The sequence below is a fragment of the Leisingera sp. S2M4 genome, assembly GCF_055398055.1.
This window is the reverse complement of record NZ_AP040862.1, coordinates 72,102-92,480: the sequence shown is the minus strand read 5'-3', so window position 1 is coordinate 92,480 and position 20,379 is coordinate 72,102. Positions and strand designations below refer to the sequence as shown.

20 protein-coding genes are annotated in these 20,379 nt (G+C 67.6%); 11 read left to right on the top strand and 9 right to left on the bottom strand.

Annotation, left to right across the window (positions count from 1 at the left end; translation table 11 throughout):
- Positions 1–9: 9 nt before the first annotated feature.
- On the bottom strand, positions 10–1,707 hold the full coding sequence (locus tag ACZ52D_RS16770; RefSeq protein WP_464443432.1) for a sigma 54-interacting transcriptional regulator: 1,698 nt from the start codon (positions 1,705–1,707) through the stop codon (positions 10–12).
- A 204-nt stretch (positions 1,708–1,911) separates the two neighbouring features.
- Here ACZ52D_RS16770 and ACZ52D_RS16765 point away from each other — a divergent pair, with 204 nt between their 5' ends.
- The 10 genes from ACZ52D_RS16765 to ACZ52D_RS16720 all read left to right on the top strand — a co-directional run bounded on the left by ACZ52D_RS16765 (position 1,912) and on the right by ACZ52D_RS16720 (position 12,720).
- Positions 1,912–3,570: an FAD-dependent oxidoreductase gene (locus ACZ52D_RS16765; RefSeq protein ID WP_464443431.1), complete on the top strand. Its 1,659-nt coding sequence runs from the start codon at positions 1,912–1,914 to the stop codon at positions 3,568–3,570.
- A 13-nt stretch (positions 3,571–3,583) separates the two neighbouring features.
- Positions 3,584–4,888 carry an ABC transporter substrate-binding protein gene (locus tag ACZ52D_RS16760; protein WP_464443430.1) on the top strand — a complete coding sequence of 435 codons (1,305 nt, stop codon included), beginning with the start codon at positions 3,584–3,586 and terminating at the stop codon, positions 4,886–4,888.
- A 77-nt stretch (positions 4,889–4,965) separates the two neighbouring features.
- A complete protein-coding gene (locus tag ACZ52D_RS16755) occupies positions 4,966–5,862 on the top strand; it encodes a branched-chain amino acid ABC transporter permease (RefSeq protein WP_464443429.1) in 897 nt (298 codons plus the stop codon).
- Positions 5,862–6,821: a branched-chain amino acid ABC transporter permease gene (locus ACZ52D_RS16750; RefSeq protein WP_464443428.1), complete on the top strand. Its 960-nt coding sequence runs from the start codon at positions 5,862–5,864 to the stop codon at positions 6,819–6,821. The genes ACZ52D_RS16755 and ACZ52D_RS16750 overlap by 1 nt, the downstream gene beginning before the upstream one ends.
- The gene (locus ACZ52D_RS16745; RefSeq protein ID WP_464443427.1) at positions 6,814–7,620 is read left to right on the top strand and encodes an ABC transporter ATP-binding protein; all 807 of its coding nucleotides are present in this window, start codon (positions 6,814–6,816) and stop codon (positions 7,618–7,620) included. The genes ACZ52D_RS16750 and ACZ52D_RS16745 overlap by 8 nt, the downstream gene beginning before the upstream one ends.
- Positions 7,613–8,257, top strand: a complete 645-nt coding sequence (locus tag ACZ52D_RS16740; RefSeq protein WP_464443426.1) for an ABC transporter ATP-binding protein — start codon at positions 7,613–7,615, stop codon at positions 8,255–8,257. The genes ACZ52D_RS16745 and ACZ52D_RS16740 overlap by 8 nt, the downstream gene beginning before the upstream one ends.
- Positions 8,258–8,295: 38 nt before the next feature.
- On the top strand, positions 8,296–9,285 hold the full coding sequence (locus ACZ52D_RS16735) for an enoyl-CoA hydratase/isomerase family protein (RefSeq protein WP_464443425.1): 990 nt from the start codon (positions 8,296–8,298) through the stop codon (positions 9,283–9,285).
- Positions 9,286–9,472: 187 nt separating this feature from the next.
- Positions 9,473–9,931, top strand: a complete 459-nt coding sequence (locus ACZ52D_RS16730; RefSeq protein ID WP_464443424.1) for a (2Fe-2S)-binding protein — start codon at positions 9,473–9,475, stop codon at positions 9,929–9,931.
- A gap of 3 nt (positions 9,932–9,934) precedes the next feature.
- Positions 9,935–12,079: a xanthine dehydrogenase family protein molybdopterin-binding subunit gene (locus ACZ52D_RS16725; RefSeq protein WP_464443423.1), complete on the top strand. Its 2,145-nt coding sequence runs from the start codon at positions 9,935–9,937 to the stop codon at positions 12,077–12,079.
- 14 nt (positions 12,080–12,093) lie between these two features.
- Positions 12,094–12,720: an Isoquinoline 1-oxidoreductase subunit gene (locus tag ACZ52D_RS16720; RefSeq protein WP_464443422.1), complete on the top strand. Its 627-nt coding sequence runs from the start codon at positions 12,094–12,096 to the stop codon at positions 12,718–12,720.
- A 90-nt stretch (positions 12,721–12,810) separates the two neighbouring features.
- On the opposite strand, the gene ACZ52D_RS16715 is transcribed toward ACZ52D_RS16720, so the two are convergent.
- Positions 12,811–13,614 carry an MBL fold metallo-hydrolase gene (locus tag ACZ52D_RS16715; RefSeq protein WP_464443421.1) on the bottom strand — a complete coding sequence of 268 codons (804 nt, stop codon included), beginning with the start codon at positions 13,612–13,614 and terminating at the stop codon, positions 12,811–12,813.
- Between the two features lie 98 nt (positions 13,615–13,712).
- Here ACZ52D_RS16715 and ACZ52D_RS16710 point away from each other — a divergent pair, with 98 nt between their 5' ends.
- Positions 13,713–14,645, top strand: a complete 933-nt coding sequence (locus ACZ52D_RS16710) for a GlxA family transcriptional regulator (protein WP_464443420.1) — start codon at positions 13,713–13,715, stop codon at positions 14,643–14,645.
- Here the strand turns inward: ACZ52D_RS16710 and ACZ52D_RS16705 are convergent.
- The 7 genes from ACZ52D_RS16705 to ACZ52D_RS16675 form a co-directional block, all read right to left on the bottom strand.
- On the bottom strand, positions 14,614–15,336 hold the full coding sequence (locus ACZ52D_RS16705; RefSeq protein WP_464443419.1) for an HAD family hydrolase: 723 nt from the start codon (positions 15,334–15,336) through the stop codon (positions 14,614–14,616). The genes ACZ52D_RS16710 and ACZ52D_RS16705 overlap by 32 nt on opposite strands.
- Before the next feature lie 87 nt (positions 15,337–15,423).
- The gene (locus ACZ52D_RS16700; protein ID WP_464443418.1) at positions 15,424–15,711 is read right to left on the bottom strand and encodes a GNAT family N-acetyltransferase; all 288 of its coding nucleotides are present in this window, start codon (positions 15,709–15,711) and stop codon (positions 15,424–15,426) included.
- Between the two features lie 11 nt (positions 15,712–15,722).
- Positions 15,723–16,379, bottom strand: a complete 657-nt coding sequence (locus ACZ52D_RS16695) for a DsbA family oxidoreductase (RefSeq protein ID WP_464443417.1) — start codon at positions 16,377–16,379, stop codon at positions 15,723–15,725.
- Between the two features lie 16 nt (positions 16,380–16,395).
- Entirely contained in the window at positions 16,396–17,109 is a 714-nt protein-coding gene (locus ACZ52D_RS16690; RefSeq protein WP_464443416.1) for a glutathione S-transferase family protein, read from the bottom strand.
- An 11-nt stretch (positions 17,110–17,120) separates the two neighbouring features.
- The gene (locus ACZ52D_RS16685) at positions 17,121–19,037 is read right to left on the bottom strand and encodes a monovalent cation:proton antiporter-2 (CPA2) family protein (protein ID WP_464443415.1); all 1,917 of its coding nucleotides are present in this window, start codon (positions 19,035–19,037) and stop codon (positions 17,121–17,123) included.
- Entirely contained in the window at positions 19,037–19,651 is a 615-nt protein-coding gene (locus tag ACZ52D_RS16680; RefSeq protein WP_464443414.1) for an NAD(P)H-dependent oxidoreductase, read from the bottom strand. The genes ACZ52D_RS16685 and ACZ52D_RS16680 overlap by 1 nt, the downstream gene beginning before the upstream one ends.
- Positions 19,648–20,334, bottom strand: coding sequence for a glutathione S-transferase family protein (locus ACZ52D_RS16675; protein ID WP_464443413.1), 687 nt, complete (start codon positions 20,332–20,334; stop codon positions 19,648–19,650). The genes ACZ52D_RS16680 and ACZ52D_RS16675 overlap by 4 nt, the downstream gene beginning before the upstream one ends.
- Positions 20,335–20,379: the final 45 nt, after the last annotated feature.

Here is a 20,379-nt window from a genome sequence, read left to right as displayed (position 1 = left end):
CAGACAGGGTCATCCTGCCGATTTTGTCCCTGTGGCCCCTGAGGCCTTCCTCCAGGCAAGCTTCCGCTTGATCGTGGACACGCTGATCCCGGTGGCATCGGCGGCCTTGCGGATGCTGCCCGCGCGGGCGACCTGGTCCTGCAGCAGCTCCGCCTCGTAGGCGCGGATCCTTTCGCGCACCTCACCGGGCGGAACCGGGCCGCCATCCTGCGCCTGCGGGGCGGGCGCGTGCGCGGAGCCGGCAAGGACCGCCTCCACCGTCGCGGCGGTGATGTGCGCCTCCGGCTCGGTGACCACCAGCCGCTCGGCCAGGGCGCGCAGCTCGCGCACGTTGCCCGGCCAGCTCCAGCGAGCCAGGCGGCTGACCGCGGCGCGGTCGAAGTATTTTTCGGCCCCGTGCCGCTGGTTGAAGATATCGAGGAAATGCTGCGCCAGCCCGGCAATGTCCGCGACACGGTCCTGCAGCGGCGGAATCTCGATCCCGGCGACCGCCAGGCGGTAGTAGAGATCCTCGCGGAACTGGCCCGCGCGCACCATCGCGCTCAAATCGCCGCGGCTGGTGGCGATCAGCCGGACGCCGCGCCCGCCGCGGCCCGGCTGCGCCGTGTCGCTGCGCAGCCAGGCGGACAGCCTTTCCTGCACCCCGGGCGGCATCAGGTCGGCGCGTTCCAGGATCAGCGTGCCGCCAGCGGCCCGCGCCAGAAGCCCGTCGCCGCGGCCGCCCGCGGAGTCCTTGTGGCCGAACAGCTCCGCCATCACCGCCGCCTCCGGCAGCCCACCGAAGCCGAAGCGCAGCAGCCGCTTGCGGCTGCGCTTGCTATAGCGGAACACCAGATCCGCGAGCTTGCGCTTGCCCACGCCCGACGGCCCGCTGATCAGCACCGCCGCGCCGGTGCGCGCCACCCGCATTGCGCGCTGCACGGTCTCCTGCATGTCCTCGCTGGCCCAGAACAGCTCGCCGTCCAGCGCCGCGGTTTCCCGGATCTCGCGCAGCTCGCTCTCGTAGTTGCGGATTTCCTGCTCGGCGGCGGTCAGCTTGCCCTGCATCTCGATCAGCTCGGTGGTGTCGCGCGAATTGATGATGACCCGGCGCACCGAGCCGTCCGGCGCCATCAGCGGGATGCCGGTGGCCAGCACCTTGCGCCCGGATTTCGTCGTCTGCAGCGCGGTCTGGCGTTTCTTGGTGGAGATGATCTTCCAGGTGATCAGCGGATCGAGATAGCCTTCGCGCTCCAGCATGCTGGCGTCGCGCCCGAGGAAGTTGCGCGCGCTCAGGCCATAGCAGCGCTCGAACCCGGCGTTCATCCACAGGGTGCGCCCGGCGCCGTCGGCCACGTAGATGCCGTCAAAGCAGTTCTCGAAGATCTCGGCGAAGTCGTCGAAATTGGCCTGCAGCGCCTGCAGGCCCGCGTCGGTGGCGGAGACGAACCAGCTCGGCAGGAAGCAGTGCTCCACCGCGGTGCCGCGCCGGGCGCTTGCGACGCAGAAGACCGAGGCGTTGACGGTGATCCAGACCGGCACCTGTTCGGTGCCGTCTCGGCGGCGCAGGTCCTCCAGCTCGGGGTAGCGCGCGGCGAGCCGGGACAGCGTGGTGAGCCCGCCGTCGAACAGGCTGCGCAGCATCCGGTTGGCATAGGTGATCCGCTCGCCCTCGAGCCTGAGCACCCCGAAGGACAGCGTGTCCAGAATCTCCGATTCGCCCTGCATGGAAGGTCCTCCCGCGGATCAGTTTGGTGTCATAATTGATACCACATGGGACCAAATTTGACACCGCTGTTCCGGGGGAGTGGTTTCAAAACTTCGCAACTGACTGATCTAAAATAAAAAATTTTCTCCCTGCAGCCCCAGGTTCAGCCGCGGCCCCGCCGCCGCGCGGCCGTAGCCTTGAGGGCGAGACATCAGGAGGAACAAGTGACCCATATCATCGAAACCGACGTTCTCGTCATCGGAGAAGGCAGTGCGGGCCAGGTCGCGGCCCTGGCGGCAAGCGAGGCGGGCGCCGATGTTGTTCTGCTGTTCAACGGTCAGGCCTCGTCGACCGCGATTTCCACCGGTTTCCTGACCTACGCGGCGCATGACGGCTTCCCACAGGACGACGTTTTTGCCGCCATGTCGGAGGTCACCGGCAAGGGGCTCTGCGACACCGCCCTGCTGCGGCGGCTGGTGGACGAAGCGCCCGCGGAGATGGGCGCGATCATCGAAAAATACGGCATCCCAGTCGACCGGGCCCCGCGCGGCGTGCGGGTGCGGCGCTCCACCGGCATGCGCGGCAAGGACATCCTGGACGAGACCTACGGCGCCGACGGGGCCGAGGACATGACCGGGCTGATGATGGAGTTCTCCTCCACCCACGGCACCGCGCTGTTCTCGCAGCTGCGCAAGGCGGTCAAGTCCAGCTCCGTGCGCCGGATCAAGGGCAGCGCGCTGTCGCTGCACCGCGAGGGGCCGAGCGTCTGGGCCGATGTGGACGGCGCGCCGGTCAAGATCGCCGCCCGCGCGGTGATCCTGGCGACCGGCGGGATGCAGGGCGTCTACGAGTTCACCGACACGCCGCAGAACCTCCTGGGCGACGGCCAGTCGATGGCGCTGGAAGCCGGCGCCGAGCTGGTCGACATGGAGTTCATCCAGTTCTACCCGCTGGCGGTGAACGAGGAAGGCGCGCCCGCGATCTTCCTCTACCCGGACTATCCCTCCTCCGCCAAGCTGGTGAACTCCGCGGGCGAGGACCTGATCCTGAAGCACATGGGGCCGGGCCAGTCGGCGCTGGCGGCACTGCACAACTGGGACTTCCTCAGCTTCATCATCCAGTCGGAGATCATCGAGGGGCGCGAAGTGTTCATCGACTTCCGCGAAACCCAAGATGCCGAGTGGGCGCCGGATTCGCTGACCGCGACTTTCCTGTCCAAACACGTGCCGGACTTCCGCGAACGCCCGGTGCGGATCTCGCCCTCCTCGCATTACACCATCGGCGGGGTGCGGGTGGACACCGACGGGCAGACGGCGATCCCCGGCGTCTATGCGGTGGGCGAGGTGGCCGGGGGCCTGCACGGCGCCAACCGCCACGGCGGCACCGCGCTGGTCGAGGCAATGACCTTTGGCGCCATTGCAGGCCGCCACGCCGCCGCCAGCCTGCAGCCGCGCTCCAACATGGCGCGCGCGGCCGGCATCCCGCCCGCCGTGCAGCGCGCAGGCTCCGGCCGCTCTCCCGCCGAACTGCTCGCCCAGGTGCGCCAGCTCACTCAGATGGGCCTCGGCCCGGCCCGCTCCGACGCGCTGCTCGCGGAAACCTTGGCGCAGATCCGCGCGCTTCAGGGTGAGATCGCAGAATTGGGCTGGGACGGGCTGGACGGCTTCGCCGAAGTCCAGCGCCTGGCGCGGGTCGCCCGCCTAGCCGAAGCCATGTGCCTGGCGATGCGGCGGCGGCAGGAATCCCGCGGTACCCACATGCGCAGCGACTTCCCGGAGGAGGCCGGGGACTGGCAGCGCAAGCAGGCGGTGCGGCTCGCGAACGGGCGTCTCGAATTTCAGGATATCGCGCTGGGGGAGCAACCCCTGGCCGCAGCACTCTAAGGGAGGAAAATCCATGCAACCCAACCTGTTGAAACTGGCCTGCGTGTGCGGCCTTGCGGCCAGCACCGCGCTCAATGCGCTGCCCGCCGCCGCCAAGGAGGAGTTCAAGGTCGGTATCGTCACCTTTCTGTCCGGCCCCGCCGCCGGGCCGTTCGGTGTACCGGGCCACCAGGGCGCCGAACTGGTCATCGAGGCCATCAACGCAGGTGCGCTGCCTGCCCCCTATGATACCCCCGGTTTTGCCGGGGCGCGGCTTGCCCCGGTTTTCGTGGATGAGGCCGGCGGCAATACCAAGCAAGTCGCTGAATACCGCAACCTCGTCCAGAAACAGGGCGTGGACGCTGTGATCGGCTATATCTCGTCGGGCTCCTGCCTGTCGGTGGCGCCGGTCGCCGAAGAGCTGAAGACGCTGACCATCATCCCGGTCTGCGGTTCGCCGCGCCTGTTCGAGGAAGGCGGCAAGGACTACGTCTTCCGCACCACCGGCCACGCGGTCGGCGATGGGGTGGCGGCGGCGCTTTACGTGCGCGACAAGTTCGGCGACGCCCCGGCCTATACCGGGATCAACCAAAACTACGCCTGGGGCCAGGACAGCTACAAGTTCTTCGACCTGGCGATGAAGACCATCAACCCGGACACCGCGGCCTCGGACAACCCGCAGTTCCCGAAGCTGTTTGCGGGTCAGTTCGGCACCGAGATTTCCACCCTGTCGCTCGACAAGGCGCCGCTGGTGCATTCCAGCTTCTGGGACGGCGACATGGAGGCCTTCGTGCTGCAGGCCAATGTGCGCGGCTTCTTCCGGCAGAAGACCTTCATCTCCACGCTCGGCGCCTCGGCGGTGGACCGTCTGGGCAAAGGCTTCCCCGAAGGCGTGGTGATGGGCACCCGCGGCGAATACGGCCTGCTGGTGCGCGACATGGACACGCCGCTGAACCGCTGGTTCGTCGACCGCTACAAGGAGAAATACGGCGAATACCCCCTGGGGCCGTCCTACCAGTACGCACAGTCGGTGCTGGCGCTGAAGATCGCCATGGACAAGGCGGCAAAAGCGGCCGGCGGTTTCCCGGAGCAGGCGCAGATCATCGACGCCTTGACGGGACTTGAATGGGACAGCTTCGGCGGCCGCGTCTCGATGGCGCTTGGCGGAGGCCATCAGGCGGTGCATCCGGTGGGCTATGGCATCACCGGCTGGAACAAGGAGACCGGCGAGCCGGAAGCCACCGGCGTCGTCTTCTACCCCGCGAACTGCATCATGCCGCCGGAAGGCCAAACCGGCATCGAATGGCTTGAGGCCGGCATGCCCGGCGCCAGCTGCTGACCCCGGTTCTCCCCGATGGCGGGCGGGGCGCCCCTGCCCTGCCCGCTGCTGGAGAGAGAGGGAGGAGGAAAATACACATGCAACTGCTGTTTACCATACTTCTGGACGGGCTGGTCTATGCCTCGTACCTGTTCATCGTCGCGGCGGGGCTCACCATCATCTTCGGGGTGATGAAGATCCTGAACGTGGCCCATGGCGGCTTCTACGCCTGGGGCGCCTATACCGCCGCCTATTTCATCGGCGCCGCCTCCGAGATGGGGCTGCCCGATTGGTTCGCCTTCCTGATCATCGCCGGATCGGCGCTGGCGGTCGGCATCGTGCTGGGCCTGCTGATCGAGCGGATCGTTCTGCGCCGGCTCTACGATCACGAGGAGATCCTGATCGTGCTCGCCACCTTCGGGGTGTTCCTGATCCTCGAGGACCTGATCCTGCTGATCTTCGGCGTGAACCCCTATTTCGCCTATCAGCCGATGGTGGCCCTGGGCAGTGTCGAGATGGGCGGCATCTTCCGCGACGTCTATTCGCTGACCCTGTTCGGCGTCGCGCTGTCCGTCGCCGCGGGAAGCTGGTGGATGCTGACTTGCACCCGCTGGGGCAAGCTGATCACTGCCGTCATCCATGACCGCGAGATGGCGCTGATCGTCGGCATCAACGTGCGCCGCCTGTTTGTCGTCACCTTCTGCGCGGGCGCCGTGCTGGGCGCGCTCGGCGGCGCCTATATCGCGCCCACCGTGTCTGTGGCGCCCGGCTTTGCCGTCGATGTCATCGTGCTCAGCTTCGCCGTCGTCGTGATTGGCGGCATGGGCTCGATCCCCGGCGCGCTGATCGGCGCGCTGCTGGTCGGCCTGCTGCGCGCGCTGGCGGTCCACAAGCTGCCGGAGCTGGAGCTGTTCGTGATCTTCCTGGTGATGTCCGCAGTTCTGATCGTGCGCCCCGAGGGGCTGTTTGCTCCGGCCAAGGCGAGGAAAATCTGATGCTGCACGCAATTCTATCCGACAAGACGGTGCGGCTGACCGCACTGGCACTGCTGGCGCTGGCCGCCGCCGGGCTGATGCTGCCGGCCTGGGTCGTCAACAACATGATGTTCGGCCTGGCGCGCGGCGCCGCCGTGCTGGGGCTTCTGGTGCTGTGGCGCACCGGGCTGATGTCCTTCGGCCACGGGCTCTATTTCGGGCTGGGCGCCTATGCGGTGGCGCTGTCCGAGCACTGGCTGGGCCTCAGCGATTTTGCCCTGCGCATCCTCGCCGCCATGCTTGTTGCGGTGATCGCGGGATTTGCCCTCGGCTTCATCCTGCGCCGTTACCGCGACATCTTCTTTGCCATGCTGTCGCTGGCGTTTTCGATGGTGCTCTACGGCATCCTGGTCAAGACCGAGGCGCTGGGGTCCACCGATGGCTTCTCGGTGTCGCAGACCACCTTCCTGGGCTGGGCGCCCGAGGGCAAGCAGGTGCTGTTCACCGCCATCATCGCCGTCTGCCTGGCGCTGGCGGTGCTGGTGCAGATGTACCTGCGCTCGACCCTCGGACGGCTGACCACGGCGATCCGCGATAACGAGATCCGGGTGGAATACCTGGGCTATTCGGTGGCCCGTGCGATCCACATCAAATACGTGATCTCGGCCGCCCTGGCCGGCGCCGCGGGCGGCATGATGGCGATGGCGCTGGGGCAGGTCGATCCCGACAGCATGGTCTACTGGACCGTCTCGGGCGAGCTGGTCTTCATCACCATCATGGCCGGGCCGGGCAGCGTGCTGGCCCCCTTCATCGGCGCCATCATCTTCGAGTTCCTGCGCACCTACGCCTTCGAGATCGCCCCGCACGCCTGGCAGCTGATCGTCGGCGGCACGCTGCTCTTGATCATCTTCTTCCTGCCCGGCGGCATCTGGTCGCTGCTGGAACGCATCCCCTTTATCCGGAGGCTCCGTCATGACTGATACGCCCATCCTCTCCGTCAAGGACCTGCAGAAATCCTTCGGCGCCGTGACCGCGGCCAAGGACATCAACGTCGACATCCCCGCAGGCCAGGTGGTCGGCGTGATCGGTGCCAACGGCGCGGGCAAGACCACCTTCGTCAACATGGTCACCGGCTACCTGAAACCCTCGGGCGGCACCATCCGGTTCCGGGGCCGCGACATCACCGGCATCGCGCCGCGGCTGGCGGTGCATCAGGGGCTCACCCGCTCGTTCCAGGTCAGCCAGGTGTTCATGACCCTCAGCGTGCGGCAGAACCTCCTGTCGGCGCTGGCGCTGGCCCGGCGCAAGGGCGGCGCGGTGCTGCGCCCCATCGCCGGGCCGGAGCTGCTGGCGGAATGCGACGCGGTCATGGCCCGCTATGGGCTGTCGGGTGTCGCCGACCATGAGGCCAGCGCCCTGTCGCAAGGCTCGCGCAAGCTGCTCGACATTGCCATGGCGGTGGTCAGCGGCCCCAGGATGCTCTTGCTGGACGAGCCCACCTCCGGTGTCGCCGCAGAGGAGAAGTTCGCCATCATGGACACGGTGATGTCGGCGCTCAAGGCCTCCGGCACCACTGTCCTGTTTATCGAGCACGACATGGAAATCGTCGAGCGCTACGTCGACCGGGTGCTCGCCTTCTTCTCAGGCGAGGTGATCTGCGACGCCCCGCCCGCCCGGGCGCTAATCGACCCCAAGGTGCGGGAGCTGGTGATCGGCGACACCCGCGCCCCAACCGCCCCAACGGCCACAACCGGACAAGCGGAGGCAGCCTATGCTTGAGATCAACAACCTGAACGTCTCCATCGGCCCGGTGCCGATCCTGCGCGGCAGCGCGCTCACCGTGAACACCGGCGAGATGGTGGGCCTGATCGGCCCCAACGGCGCGGGCAAGACCACGATGATGCGCGCGATCATGGGGCTCCTCGCGGCGCAGTCCGGCACGATGAACTTTGACCACTGCCAGCTGTCTGCCACCCGGCCGCAGGACCGCGCCCGCATCGGCATCGGCTACATGCCCGAGGACCGCAAGCTGGTGCCGCAGCTGTCGGCCGAGGAAAACATCATGATGCCTGTCTGGGCGGTGGACATCCCCGATTATCAGGACCGGCTGAAATGGATCTATGACCTGATGCCGGAGGTGCGCGAATTCCGCGGCCGCAGCGCCACCTCGCTGTCCGGCGGCCAGCAGAAACTGGCGGCGCTGGCGCGGGCGCTGATGATGGGCGGGCGGCTGATCCTGCTGGATGAGCCCTCCGAAGGCATCGCCCCGGTGCTGGCCCGGCGGATCTCGGAAATCCTGCGGGACCTGAAATCCGAGGGCATGTCGATCCTGATCGCGGAATCCAACGACCACCACTGCGCCGACCTGCTGGACCGCAGCTACCGCATCGAACGCGGGGCCACGCATCCCGCGTGACCCCTTCCCGCCACAGGCTCAAGCCAAAGGAGACCGGAATGCTGGAACCGGAGATCACCGAAACCAAAGCTGGCGCCGCCGCGCGGATCACCCTGAACCGGCCCAAGGCGCTGAACGCCCTGACCCGCGGAATGGTGCAGCGCATGTCGCGCGTCCTGTCCGAGTGGGAGGCCGCTCCGGGGGTGACGCTGATCGTGGTGGACGCCGTCGGCGGCAGGGCCTTCTGCGCCGGCGGCGACGTGGCCCGGCTTTATGCGGAGGGCACGGCGGGCAACTTTGCCTATTGCACCGGATTCTGGGCAGAAAACTATGCATTGAACGCCCAGATTGCCGAACTCGAAACCCCCTATGTGGCGCTGATGGACGGCATCGTGATGGGCGGCGGCGCAGGTATTTCGGCCCACGGGCGGCACCGCGTGGTCACTGAACGCACGGTGCTGGCGATGCCCGAGTGCGGCATCGGGCTGGTGCCCGACGTCGGGGCCAGCCACCTGCTGGCACGGGCGCCCGAGGGGCTGGCCCGGCTGGTTGCGCTGACCGGGGTGCGCCTTGGCGCCGCCGATTGCATCGCGCTGGGGCTGGCGGACAGTTTCGTGCCCTCGGACCGGCTGCCCGCCCTGGCCGGGGCGCTGATGGAAGCGGCGGACGCAGGCCCGATTGCGCAATTCAGCACCTCGCCCGGGCCGGGCACCCTGCCCGATCCGGAAGACGCGGCTGCGATGTTTGCGGGGCAATCGCCCTCCGCGATGGCCGCCCGGCTGGAGCGGCGGCCCGACGCCTGGGCGCAGGACGCCGCTGCCGCGCTGCGCCGGGCCTCGCCGCGCTCCCTGCGGCTCGCGCTCGATCTGCTGGATGCCGCGCGCCCCTGCCCGAGCCTGCGCCGCTGCCTGGAGCGTGACCTTGACGCAGCGTCATACTGCCTGACCGAAGGCGACTTCCTCGAAGGGGTGCGGGCCGCGATCATCGACAAGGACCGCAAACCCAACTGGAAGCCAGACACTTGCCCGAGGCCGGATCCCGGACCCTAGCCGATAACCCCGCCGGGCCGCGCCTGCCGGGTCGCCAGGTTACCAAAAGTATACCGGTTGCGATTCGAAACCTGAGATGAAACGGTAAGCGCGACCCGCCCCTACCCGACCTTTTTCACTCCCGACAACGCAGCACCAAACAGCGTTGAAGCCACTCTCCAGGACCAGCCAAAGGAGGAGACCCGAAATGACCGACCTCACCATCAACGGAAAGGACGTCACGCTTGACGTTCCCGGCGATACGCCGCTGCTCTGGGCGCTGCGCGACGACCTGCGCCTGACCGGCACCAAATTCGGCTGCGGCATTGCCCAGTGCGGCGCCTGCACGGTCATGGTGGACGGCATGCCCGTGCGCTCCTGCGTGACCCCGGTGGAGGCGCTCGAAGGCTCCGACGTGGTCACCATCGAGGCGCTGGAGGGCCCGGAGGCCGAGGCCGTGCGCAAGGCCTGGCTCGACATTGACGTGCCTCAATGCGGCTACTGCCAGTCCGGCCAGATCATTGCCGCCGCCGCGCTGCTGAGCGAAATCCCCAACCCGACGGATGAGGACATCGACTACGCGATGGCCGGCAACGCCTGCCGCTGTGCGACCTACGTGCGCATCCGCAAGGCGATCCACAACGCAGCCAAAATGCTGGAGGCCTGATCCATGACCACGTTCTCCCCCACCCGCCGCGGCTTCCTGGCCGGCGGCGCCGCTCTGATCATCGGCGCGCACCTCCCCGTTGGCGGCAAGATGGCGGCCAAGGCGGCCTCCGGCCCGGTCAGCCTGAACGCCTTCGTCCGCATCGCCGAGGACAACACCGTCACGGTGATCGTCAAGCATATCGAGTTCGGCCAGGGCCCGTTCACCGGCTTTGCCACCCTCGTTGCCGAGGAGCTGGACGCCGACTGGTCGCAGATGCGCGCCGAACATGCGCCCGCGGACACCGCCACTTACCAGAACTTCGCATTTGGCATTCAGGGCACCGGCGCCTCCACCGCGGTGCGCAACGCCTTCACCCAGATGCGCCAGGCCGGCGCCGCGGCGCGCTCGATGCTGGTGCAGGCCGCTGCGCGCGAATGGGGCGTGCCCGAGAATGAGATCACCGTCGCCAAGGGCGTCGTCAGCCACCCCGCCAGCGGCCAGTCGGCGCAATTCGGCGAACTCGTCGCCGCCGCCCAGGACAGCACCCCGCCCGAAGAGCCCAAGCTCAAGGACCCGGCGGATTTCGTGCTGATCGGCAAGGATGTCCCGCGCCTCGATTCCGCGGACAAGACCACCGGCGCGGCGCAGTTCACCCTCGACGTCTTCCGGGAGGGGATGCTGACCGTTGCCGTTGCCCACTCGCCCTGGATCGGCGGCAAGGTGAAATCCGTCGATGCCGCCGCCGCGCTGGCCATCGACGGCGTCGAGAAGGTCGAGACCATCCCTACCGGCGTCGCGGTCTATGCCAGGAATACCTACTGCGCCTTCAAGGGCCGCGATGCGCTTGAGATCGACTGGGATCTGAGCGAGGCCGAAACCCGCTCAGCCGAGGAGCAGATGGAAGAGGTCGCCGCCGCCGCTGCGACGGGTGAAGGCGTGGTTGCCGATACCTACGGCGATCTGGACGCCGCCTTTGCAGATGCGGCCGAGGTGATCGAGGCCGAATACCGCCTGCCCTTCCTCGCCCATGCACCGCTGGAGGTGATGGACGGCGTGATCGAGAACCGCGGCGACGCGGCCGAGATCTGGATGGGCAGCCAGATGCAGACCGTCGACCAGCAGGTGACCGCCAATATCCTCGGCATCGCGCCCGAGCAGGTGGCGATCAACACGCTGCTGGCCGGCGGCAGCTTCGGCCGCCGCGCCCAGTATGACGGCCAGTTCGCTCAGGAATTGGCCCAGGTCGCCAAGGCCGGCGGTGAGGGCACCTTCAAACTGGTCTGGAGCCGCAAGGACGACATCCAGGGCGCCTATTACCGCCCGCAGGCCGTCCACCGCCAGCGCGCCGCTCTGAATGAGGACGGCCGCATCGTGGGCTGGCAGAACACCTTTGCGACCGAAAGCATCATGGGCGGTTCCGCCTTCGAAGTGGTGATCCAGAACGGCGTCGACCCGTTCTCGGTTGAGGGTTCGATCCATAAACCTTATGACTTCGGCGCATTCGAGGCCCGCTGGGTGCCGACCAACAGCAAGGTGCCGCACCTGTGGTGGCGCTCGGTCGGCCACTCGCATACCGCATTCGCCAACGAGGTGTTTCTGGACGAGGTGCTGCAGGCCAAGGGCAAGGACCCGGTCGCGGGCCGTCTGGAGCTGCTGGGCGGCAAGTCCCCGCGCGACAGCAAGGTGCTGGAGCGCGTGGCGGAAATGGCGGGCTGGCAGGGCGTGAACGGCGCGGATGGCAAGGCCTACGGCGTGGCCCTGCACCCCAGCTACGACTCGCATTTCGCCTTTATCGCAGAGGTGTCCGAGGTGGATGGCGAACCGCGGGTTCACAAGGTCTGGGTGGCCGCCGACGTCGGCATCGCCGTCAACCCCGACGTGGTGAAAGCGCAGATCGAAGGCGGGCTGGGCTTCGGCCTCAGCGCGGCCTTGTTCAACGAGATCACCTTCGACGAGGACGGCCGGGTGGCGCAGGAGAACTTCGACAGCTACCGCCTGCTGCGGATCCACGAAATGCCCGAGGTCGAGATCGACCTCGCCGTCAGCACCGAAAACCTGGGCGGCATCGGCGAGGCGGGCACCCCGCCGATCGCGCCGGCCGTCGCCAATGCCTGGCGCGTGCTGAAGGGCGCGCCCGTGCGCCGTCTGCCGCTGGTGCGCGCGTGAAAGGAGACCGGACAATGAAACAGCCCAATACCCGCCTCGCCACGCTCACGGTTGCCATCCTTATGGCCAAGCTGCTGCCCGGCACCCCGGCGCTTGCCGGAGAGGTCAACGGCCTGAAAACCGCTGAAGCCTTCGAGAGCATCGAGCCTGCCGAAGCGCGCTCGGTTGCGATCTTCGAGGAGATGGCCAAGGTCATCACTCACCCGCGCTGCATGAACTGCCACCCCGTCAACACCGGGCCGCTGCAGGGCGACGAACAAAAGCCGCATTCTCCGCCGGTGCCGCGCACCGAGGACAACTTCGGCGTCGTCGCCATGCGCTGCACCACCTGCCACGGGGACGAGAACCAGCCGTTCCTCGGCGAAAGCGGCTCGGTGCCGGGCAACGGCCACTGGCAGCTGGCACCGGTCAGCATGGGCTGGATCGGCCTGACGGTTCCGGAGATCTGCGCCCAGCTGAAGGACCCGGAACGCAACGGCGGCCGGTCGCTGGAAGAGGTCGCGCACCACATGGGCGATGACACGCTGGTCGGCTGGGCCTGGACCCCGGGCGAAGGCCGCACCCCGGCGCCCGGCACCTGGGAGGCCTTTGCCGAACTGGCTGAAAACTGGATCGAAACCGGCGCTGCCTGTCCCGGCTGAACCGGCGGCTTGCACGAAAAATAAAACCGGCGGCCCCTCGCGGCCGCCGGTTTTCTGTTCAGACTATTGTCAAATTCGGAAAAGGCCCGCTCAAAGCGGCACGAAGCGCCAGGCATCGCCCTCGGCCTCGACCCGGCCCAGGCCCGGGAAAGGCAGATGGGTGGCGGCGATGAGCGTGCCCGACTGCGCCGCCTCCGCCAGCAGCGCGCGGCGGGTGGCAGCGGCTGCGGCCGCGTCGCTGTCGAGCGCGTAAGCCACGTCCGGCTCGGCAAAATGCACCGCGCCCGAGATCAGCGCATCGCCCGCGATCAGCAGCTCCTCGCCCCCGGAATGCAGGCGCAGCCCGATGTGGCCCGGGGTATGCCCCGGCAGCGGCTTCAGGCTCAGGCCTTCGCCCAGATCGGCGGCACCCTCGTGCAGCACCACCCGGTCCGCAAAGGACGCGGCCAACGCCTGCACCATCTCGATCATCGGGCGCTGGTCCTCGGGCACCGCATCGGCTAGCGCTTTCTGGGTCCAGAACGCCCATTCGGGCTTCGAGACGTGAACCTTCGCCCCGGCAAACCCGCCGCCCATGAGCCCGCCCAGATGGTCGGCGTGCATATGGGTCAGCACGATGTCGGTGATCTCCTCTCCGGCGATCTGCGCCAGCGCCTGGCCGGTGGCCGGGAACATCTGCTGCAGCGCCGCTCCGGAGCCGGTGTCCACCAGCACGCGGCGGCTGCCGGCCTCGATCAGCCAGAGGTTGGCGCCGATGGTCAGCGGCGCGCTCAGCCGACTGGCCAGATCCTCGGACAGGCCGGAGAAATACTCCAGCGGCAGATCGAAATGGCCGTCATCGAACACGGTCAGCCGGATCTGGCCGACGGTAAGACTGTGGGGGGTGTTGGGCATCGGGGCTCTCCATTGCTTGGTTGCGTACGGGTATGGCGCAGCGCAGCCGGGCCGGGTATTGTCGCGGGTGACAAAGTTTTTGCCGGTTACGCCAAACCATGCCACCCGATCCCTCCGCCGAACCGTTTCCCGCCGTGATCCTGGCCTACCCCGGGGCGATGCCCTCGGCGGTGCTGGGGCTTGGCGACATCCTGGGCCACGCGGGGCTCGCCCCGCTGACCGTCCGCCAGCCCGATGACGCGCCCGCGCGCGCCCGCGCCGTGATCCTGCCGCCCTCCGCGCGCGAGGTTCATCCCGCGGACGCGCCCTGGGTTATCGGCTGGCTGGCGGAGCAATCCGCGCGCGGCGCGCTGATCTGCTCGGCCTGCACCGGTCTGCACTGGATTGCCTCGGCCGGGATCGACCGGGGCCGTCCGGTCACCACCCACTGGGGGCTCGAGGCGCGGATGCGGGCGGCCTACCCCGGCCTGCAGCTCGATACCGGGCGGCTGGTGATCGAGCACACCGACCTAGTGACCGCGGGCGGGCTGATGGCCTGGATCGACCTGGCGCTGGTGATGATCGAGCGGCTGGCGGGGCGCGCGGCGATGCTGGACACGGCCCGGCATTTCATCATCGACCCGGGCCGCCGCGACCAGCGCCGCTTCCGCCGCTTCTTGCCGCCGATGGACCATGGCGATGCCCCCGTGCTGGCCGCGCAGCAGAGGATCGAGGCGCAGCTGGCCGAGCCGCTGCACGCCACCGAACTGGCCGCCGCGGTTGGCCTGTCGCTGCGCAGCCTGCAGCGGCGCTTCACCCGCGCCACAGGCCACAGCCTGACCGCCTACCAGCAGAACCTGCGGATCGAGCGCGCCCGCGATCTGCTCGCCGCGACCACCCGCAGCGTGGCGGAAATCGCGGCGGAGGTCGGCTATTCCGACCTGCCAGCCTTTCACCGGGTGTTCTCGCGCCAGGCGGGCATGACCCCCGGCCGCTTCCGCCGCACGCAGGGGAGCGCGCCTAGCCCCGCAGCGCCGCCGCCAGCTCCGTGAAACTGTCCACCTCCAGGTCATAGGCGCCGGTTTCGCCCTGCGCTGGCGTCTCCTGGGGCTGGTCCCCCCATTCCCGCGGCCGCCGCACCAGCGCGGTGCGGAACCCCACCTGCCGCGCCGCGTCCAGGTCATAAGGGTGGCAGGCCACCATCAGGCACTCCGCGGGATCGAGCTGCAGCCGCCCCGCCGCCCGCCGGTAGGCTTCTGGCAGCAGCTTGTAGAGGCCGAGCCCCTCGCAGGACAGCACCGCGTCCCAGACCAGACCGTTCCGGCGCGAGCTGTCGATGATCAGCCGGTAGGACAGCAGCGAGAACGACGCCACGATGCGCTCCCGGCGCAGCGCCGCCAGCCCTTCCCGCACGTCCGGCCAGGCGTCAAACCCATGCGGCGCCTCCCAGGCAATCGCGCGCCGGTCCTGCGCGTCAAAAGCCTCCAGCCCTTCGGCTTCCAGAAGCGCCTCCAGGCAGAAGTGGTGCGCCTCGTCGAAATTGTACTCCGGCGGTCCGTTTTCGCCAAGGTTCAGCATCGCCTGCATCGACCGCCGCCGCAGATCGCTGGCCAGCGCCGCCCAGTCCCGGCGGATCCCGTGGCGCTGCCCCGCCGCGTCGAATGCATCGCGAAAGCCGCTGTGCCAGTCCAGCACGGTGCCGCCGGTGTCGAAGGTCAATGCCTTGATTTCCTGCAGGTTCATCCACTTCCTCCCTTAAACGCATATTCGCATGGCGGCGCACTGCCCGGGGACAGACCCAAGTATCCAATTGCCCTGCCGAGGCAGCCGCTACAGAACGTCCTGCCAGTCCGGATGGCGGGCGATCTGGGCCTTGGCGAAGGGGCAAAGCGGCACGATCTTCCGACCCTCGGTGCGTGCATCCTCGACGCCGCGCTGCACCAGCGCCCGGCCCGCGCCGCGCCCCTTCAGCGCCTCCGGCACCTCGGTATGGTCGATAATGATCGAGGCGGCGCCCAGCCGCGAATAGGTCATCACGGCCTCATGCCCGTCAAGCTGCAGCACGTAGCGGCCCTTGCTCTCGCCCTCCTCGCGGCGGATATCGAATACTTCGCTCATAGCGCCCTCCCTCAGGCTGCCTGCGCGGCCTTCAGCTGGCGCAGGATACCGGCGTAATTCTCTTCTCCTTGCGCGCCGCTGACCAGATGCTGGCGCTCAAAGATCATCGCGGGCACGCCCCGCACCCCGCGACTGGTCCAGAACTGTTCCCTCTCGCGCACCTGTTCGGCGCGTTCGCCGCTGTCCAGCATGGCGCGGGCGGCATCGCCGTCCAGTCCCGTGGCGGCGGCAACCCCGGCCAGCACATCGATGCTAGAGACATCCTCGCGCCGGGAAAAGAAAGCAGCAAACAGCGCCAGCTTGACCTCATGCGCCTTGCCATGCTCCTCTGCCCAGTCGATCAGCTGATGGGCACGGAAAGTGTTATACATGCGCATGTCGTCGGCATAGTTGAAGGTGAACCCCAGCGCCGCGCCCATCTCCGTCAGCCGCGCCCGCGCCTGGCGCGACTCATCCGGCGTGGTGCCGTATTTCGCGGCCAAGTGCGCGCGCAGGTTCTCCCCCTCCGGCGCCATCTGCGGGTTCAGTTCGAACGGGTGCCAGTGGATGTCCACTTCGATGCCGGTCTCACGCACCGCCTTGGCCAGCTGGTAATAGCCGATGGCGCACCAGGGACAGACGACATCCGAGACGATATCGACCCGGATCGGCTGGGTGTCTGCGGTCATGGGGTCACTCCTTTTATTAATCGGCGGCGTAATTGGCCGCATTGGCGGCCGCCGCGGCTTCGGTGTCGCCTGCGCCAAAGACGGCAGGCCGCGGTTTCGGCAGCTGCAGCGCTGCCTGGGTGGCAGGCCGCGCATCAAGGCGCGCGAACCAGGCGTTCAGATGGTCGAGACCGGAGACGTCCACCCCGGCCCAGAAATAGGACCGCGCCCAGGGGTAAGTGGCGATATCGGCAATCGACATCTCCTCTCCCACCAGCCAGGTCCGCCCCTTGAGACGGCCGTCGAGCACCTCCAGCAGGCGGCGGGACTCGTCCACGTAGCGCTTGATGGCAAAGGGGTCGTCATGGCCGTTGGGCCGGGCAATGCGCTGGAAATACATCGCCTGCCCCATCATCGGCCCGATGCCGCCCATCTGGAACATCAGCCATTGATGCGTCTGCGAGCGCTCTTTGGGATCGGCGCTCAGGAAGCGGCCGTATTTCTCCGCCAGATACCACAGGATCGCGCCGCTTTCGAAGACCGCGAAGTCATCGTTGCCGCGGTCGACGATGGTGGGGATGCGGCCGTTCGGATTGAGCTTCAGATACTCCGGCGCCTTCTGTTCCTTCCTGGCGAAATCCACTGCCGCCAGCTCGTAGGGGATGCCCGCCTCGTGCAGGAAGATCAGCGGCTTCCAGCCGTTCATCGTCGGCGCCGTATAGAGCAGGATGTCAGGTCTGCTGTCACTCATCGCGGTCTTCCTCACAGGTTTGCATCGCCCTTGGGCGGAGGTGTCCAGCCGCGTTCCGAGCGGTCGTGGCGGTCCAGCCGGTCGGCGGTCATCAGCTTGAACAGGGTTTGCGACTGCGCCCGCATCGCGTCGAGATACCCGGCCGAGACCCCTTCGGCGTTCCAGGTCTCCCGTAGCCCGTCCAAGGCCTCGCGGTCGTGGGCGCGGAAGATGCGGCTTGCGGTCTCGGCCTGGAACGGGTGGCAGCCGATGGCGGTCAGCGCATCGCGGCCCATCGCCAGCGCGCTCTCGAAGGTCTCCCGCTGGGCCAGATGGGCGCCCGCCTGCTCCAGTTCGTAGACGTGGTGCCGGTCGTGGGCGCGGGCGTGGATGATCACCCCGGGATAGGTCTTGGCGACATGATGCACCAGCTCGGTCTGCTTCTCCCGGTCATCCAGCGCGGCGACAAACAGCCGGGCGTTCTCCAGCCCGGCGCTGTGCAGCAGGTCCGGGCGGGTGGCATCGCCGTAATAGGCCCGGAAGCCGATCCGCGACAGGTTCTCGATGGTGTCCGGATCGTGGTCCAGCACCGTCACCTTGTGGCCGTTGGTGACCAGCATCCGCGTGATGATCTGGCCAACCCGGCCGATGCCCGCCACCACGATGCTGCCCGCCTCGTCGATCCCGTCCGCCGCGCGGTCTTCTGTCCGCACCGCACGCGGCGCCAGCACCTTCTCGTAGACAATGAACAGCAGCGGCGTCAGCAGCATGGTCAGCGCCACCACCAGCGTCATCGGCTTGACCACCTCTGCCCCCAAGATACCGGCCCCGGCGGCAAAGCCGAACAGGACAAAGGCGAACTCTCCCGCCTGCGCGAGCCCCAGGGTGACCAGCCAGCGGTCGGCGCCGCGCAACCCGAAGCCGGTGACCAGCAGGTAGAGCAGCCCCGCCTTGAGCGCCATCAGCGCAACCGCCAGCCCAACGAGGCCGAAGGGGTTGGACAGCAGCAGCCCGAAATCGATGCCCGCCCCGACGGTGATGAAGAACAGACCCAGAAGCAGCCCCTTGAAGGGTTCGATGTCGCTTTCCAGCTCATGCCGGTATTCGCTGTCCGACAGCACCACGCCGGCCAGGAATGTGCCAAGCGCGGGGGACAGACCGACGTAATTCATCAACAGCGCAATGCCGATCACCAGCATCAGCGCGGCGGCGGTGAAGATCTCGCGCAGGCGGGCCTCGGCGATGAAGCGGAAGACTGGCCGGATCACCGTCCGCCCCGCCACAACGATGCCCGCAATGATGATCAGCACCGCCGCTGCCTGCGCCCAGTCGGGCAGCGTGTCGAACAGCGTCGGCGCGCCGTGGCCGTGCCCATGCGTATCCGCCGCGGGCGCGCCATGGCCCGCATCGCCATGCCCGTCATGTCCGCCCGCCGCCGCGTTCACCGCCAGCAGCGGCATCAGCGCCAGCATCGGGATCACCGCGATGTCCTGCGTCAGCAGCACCGAAAAGGCGCTCTTGCCGCCCGCTGTCGGCATCAGCCCCTTTTCGCCCAGCGTCTGCAGCACGATCGCGGTGGAGGACAGCGCCAGGATCATCCCCAGCGCCAGGGCCGCCTGCCAGGCCAGGCCAAAGGCCAGCGCTACCGCGGCGATCAGCGCGGCGGTGCCCAGCACCTGCAGGCCGCCCAGCCCGAGAAGCTGCGCCCGCATCCGCCACAGCATCGCGGGCTGCAGTTCCAGGCCGACGAGGAACAGCATCATCACCACGCCGAACTCGGCAAAATGCTGGATGTCGGCGGTCTCGCCGCCGACGATGCCCAGAACCGGGCCGATCACCACCCCGGCGATCAGATAGCCGAGGACGGAGCCGAGGCCGAGACGCTTGGCCAGCGGCACCGCCAGTACGGCAGCGGCGAGATAGACAAAACCGGCAGCGAGCAGTTCCATTACACGGCCTCCAGCTTGGCGGCCCCTGCCGCCGCGATCCCGTTCAGCGTCAGCGCCGCACGCGCCGACGCGATGTCCAGCGTATCGTCGCGCAGCGCGTGCAGCAGCGCCTGCCATTCGGCGAGGTGAGACTTGTCCCGTCCCTCGTCCACCGCACGCCCCGCGCCGAACAGCACGAAGGGCGCCAGGTAGCGCATCCGGCACAGATCAGCGGTTTTCTCGAATGGCATCAGTAGAGTACGCAGATGCGCGCCATTTGCACCCTCGGGTGTGTAAGCTTCGGCCGCAGCACCGCAAGTGACCGCGTTGAAGGTCACCTTACCGTCCAATGCATGGCCCGCATGGCCATAGGCGAACCCATGCTCCAGCACCAGGTCCTGCCACTCCTTCAGCAATGCTGGCGCGGAATACCAATACAGAGGATGCAGAAAGACAATGGCGTCATGGTCGATGAGCCGTTGTTGCTCCCTGTCGATATCGATCTCAAAAGACGGGTATTCGCCGTACAGGTCGACGCAAGTAATGCCCTCGATCCCGCGCGCAGCCTCGAACATCGGCGCGTTTATCTCCGACCGGTCAGGCCGGGGATGTGCCAGATAAACCAGAGTCTTCATGCTGCTCCCTCATAACGGTTGTGGGCCCAGCGGACGACCTCCAGCTGCTCCTCATCCGCGATCACGCGGGCGTATCCGGGCTGCGCATAGCAGCGATCCAGCCAGCTCCGGATAGACGGCCAGCGCGCATCGTCCAGTGCGAACCCAGCCAGCTCCGCTCCGCGCAACCAGCTTGACAAAGCGATATCCGCCACGCTGAAGGTGCCCGCGGCATAGTCCGCATCGGCCAAGAGCTCCGCCAGCGAATCCAGCAATTGCGGCGCCAGCACGGTCATCGCATGCTCGACCATGTCTTCCTTGCCGCCGACCTTTCCGAAGTAATAGGGCACAACGATGCGCTGGCCGAACATCATCCCGCCAAAGACCTGCGCCATCTGGCTGTCAGCAAACTGCTGAAGCCGCAGCGCCCGCTGTTTCAGCTCCGGCAGCGGCGGGATCAGCACCGGCAGCGGCACCGTCTGTTCCGCCCAGGCGGCGATATCAGCGCTTTCGGTGACGGGCGCCAGGCCATCGCCTGGCAGCAGAACCGGCACGGTGCCCGCCGGGTTGACCGCCAGCACCTTCTCCCGCTCGGTATAGGGAACGACGGGGTCCAGAGTATAGCCGATCCCCTTTTGCTCCAGCACCACCCGCACCTTGCGCACAAATGGAGAGACCGGGTAGCCGACAAGTGTAATGCTCATTTCATTGCGTCTTTCTCATCTGGTTCACCCCCAGCCGCCAGCGGT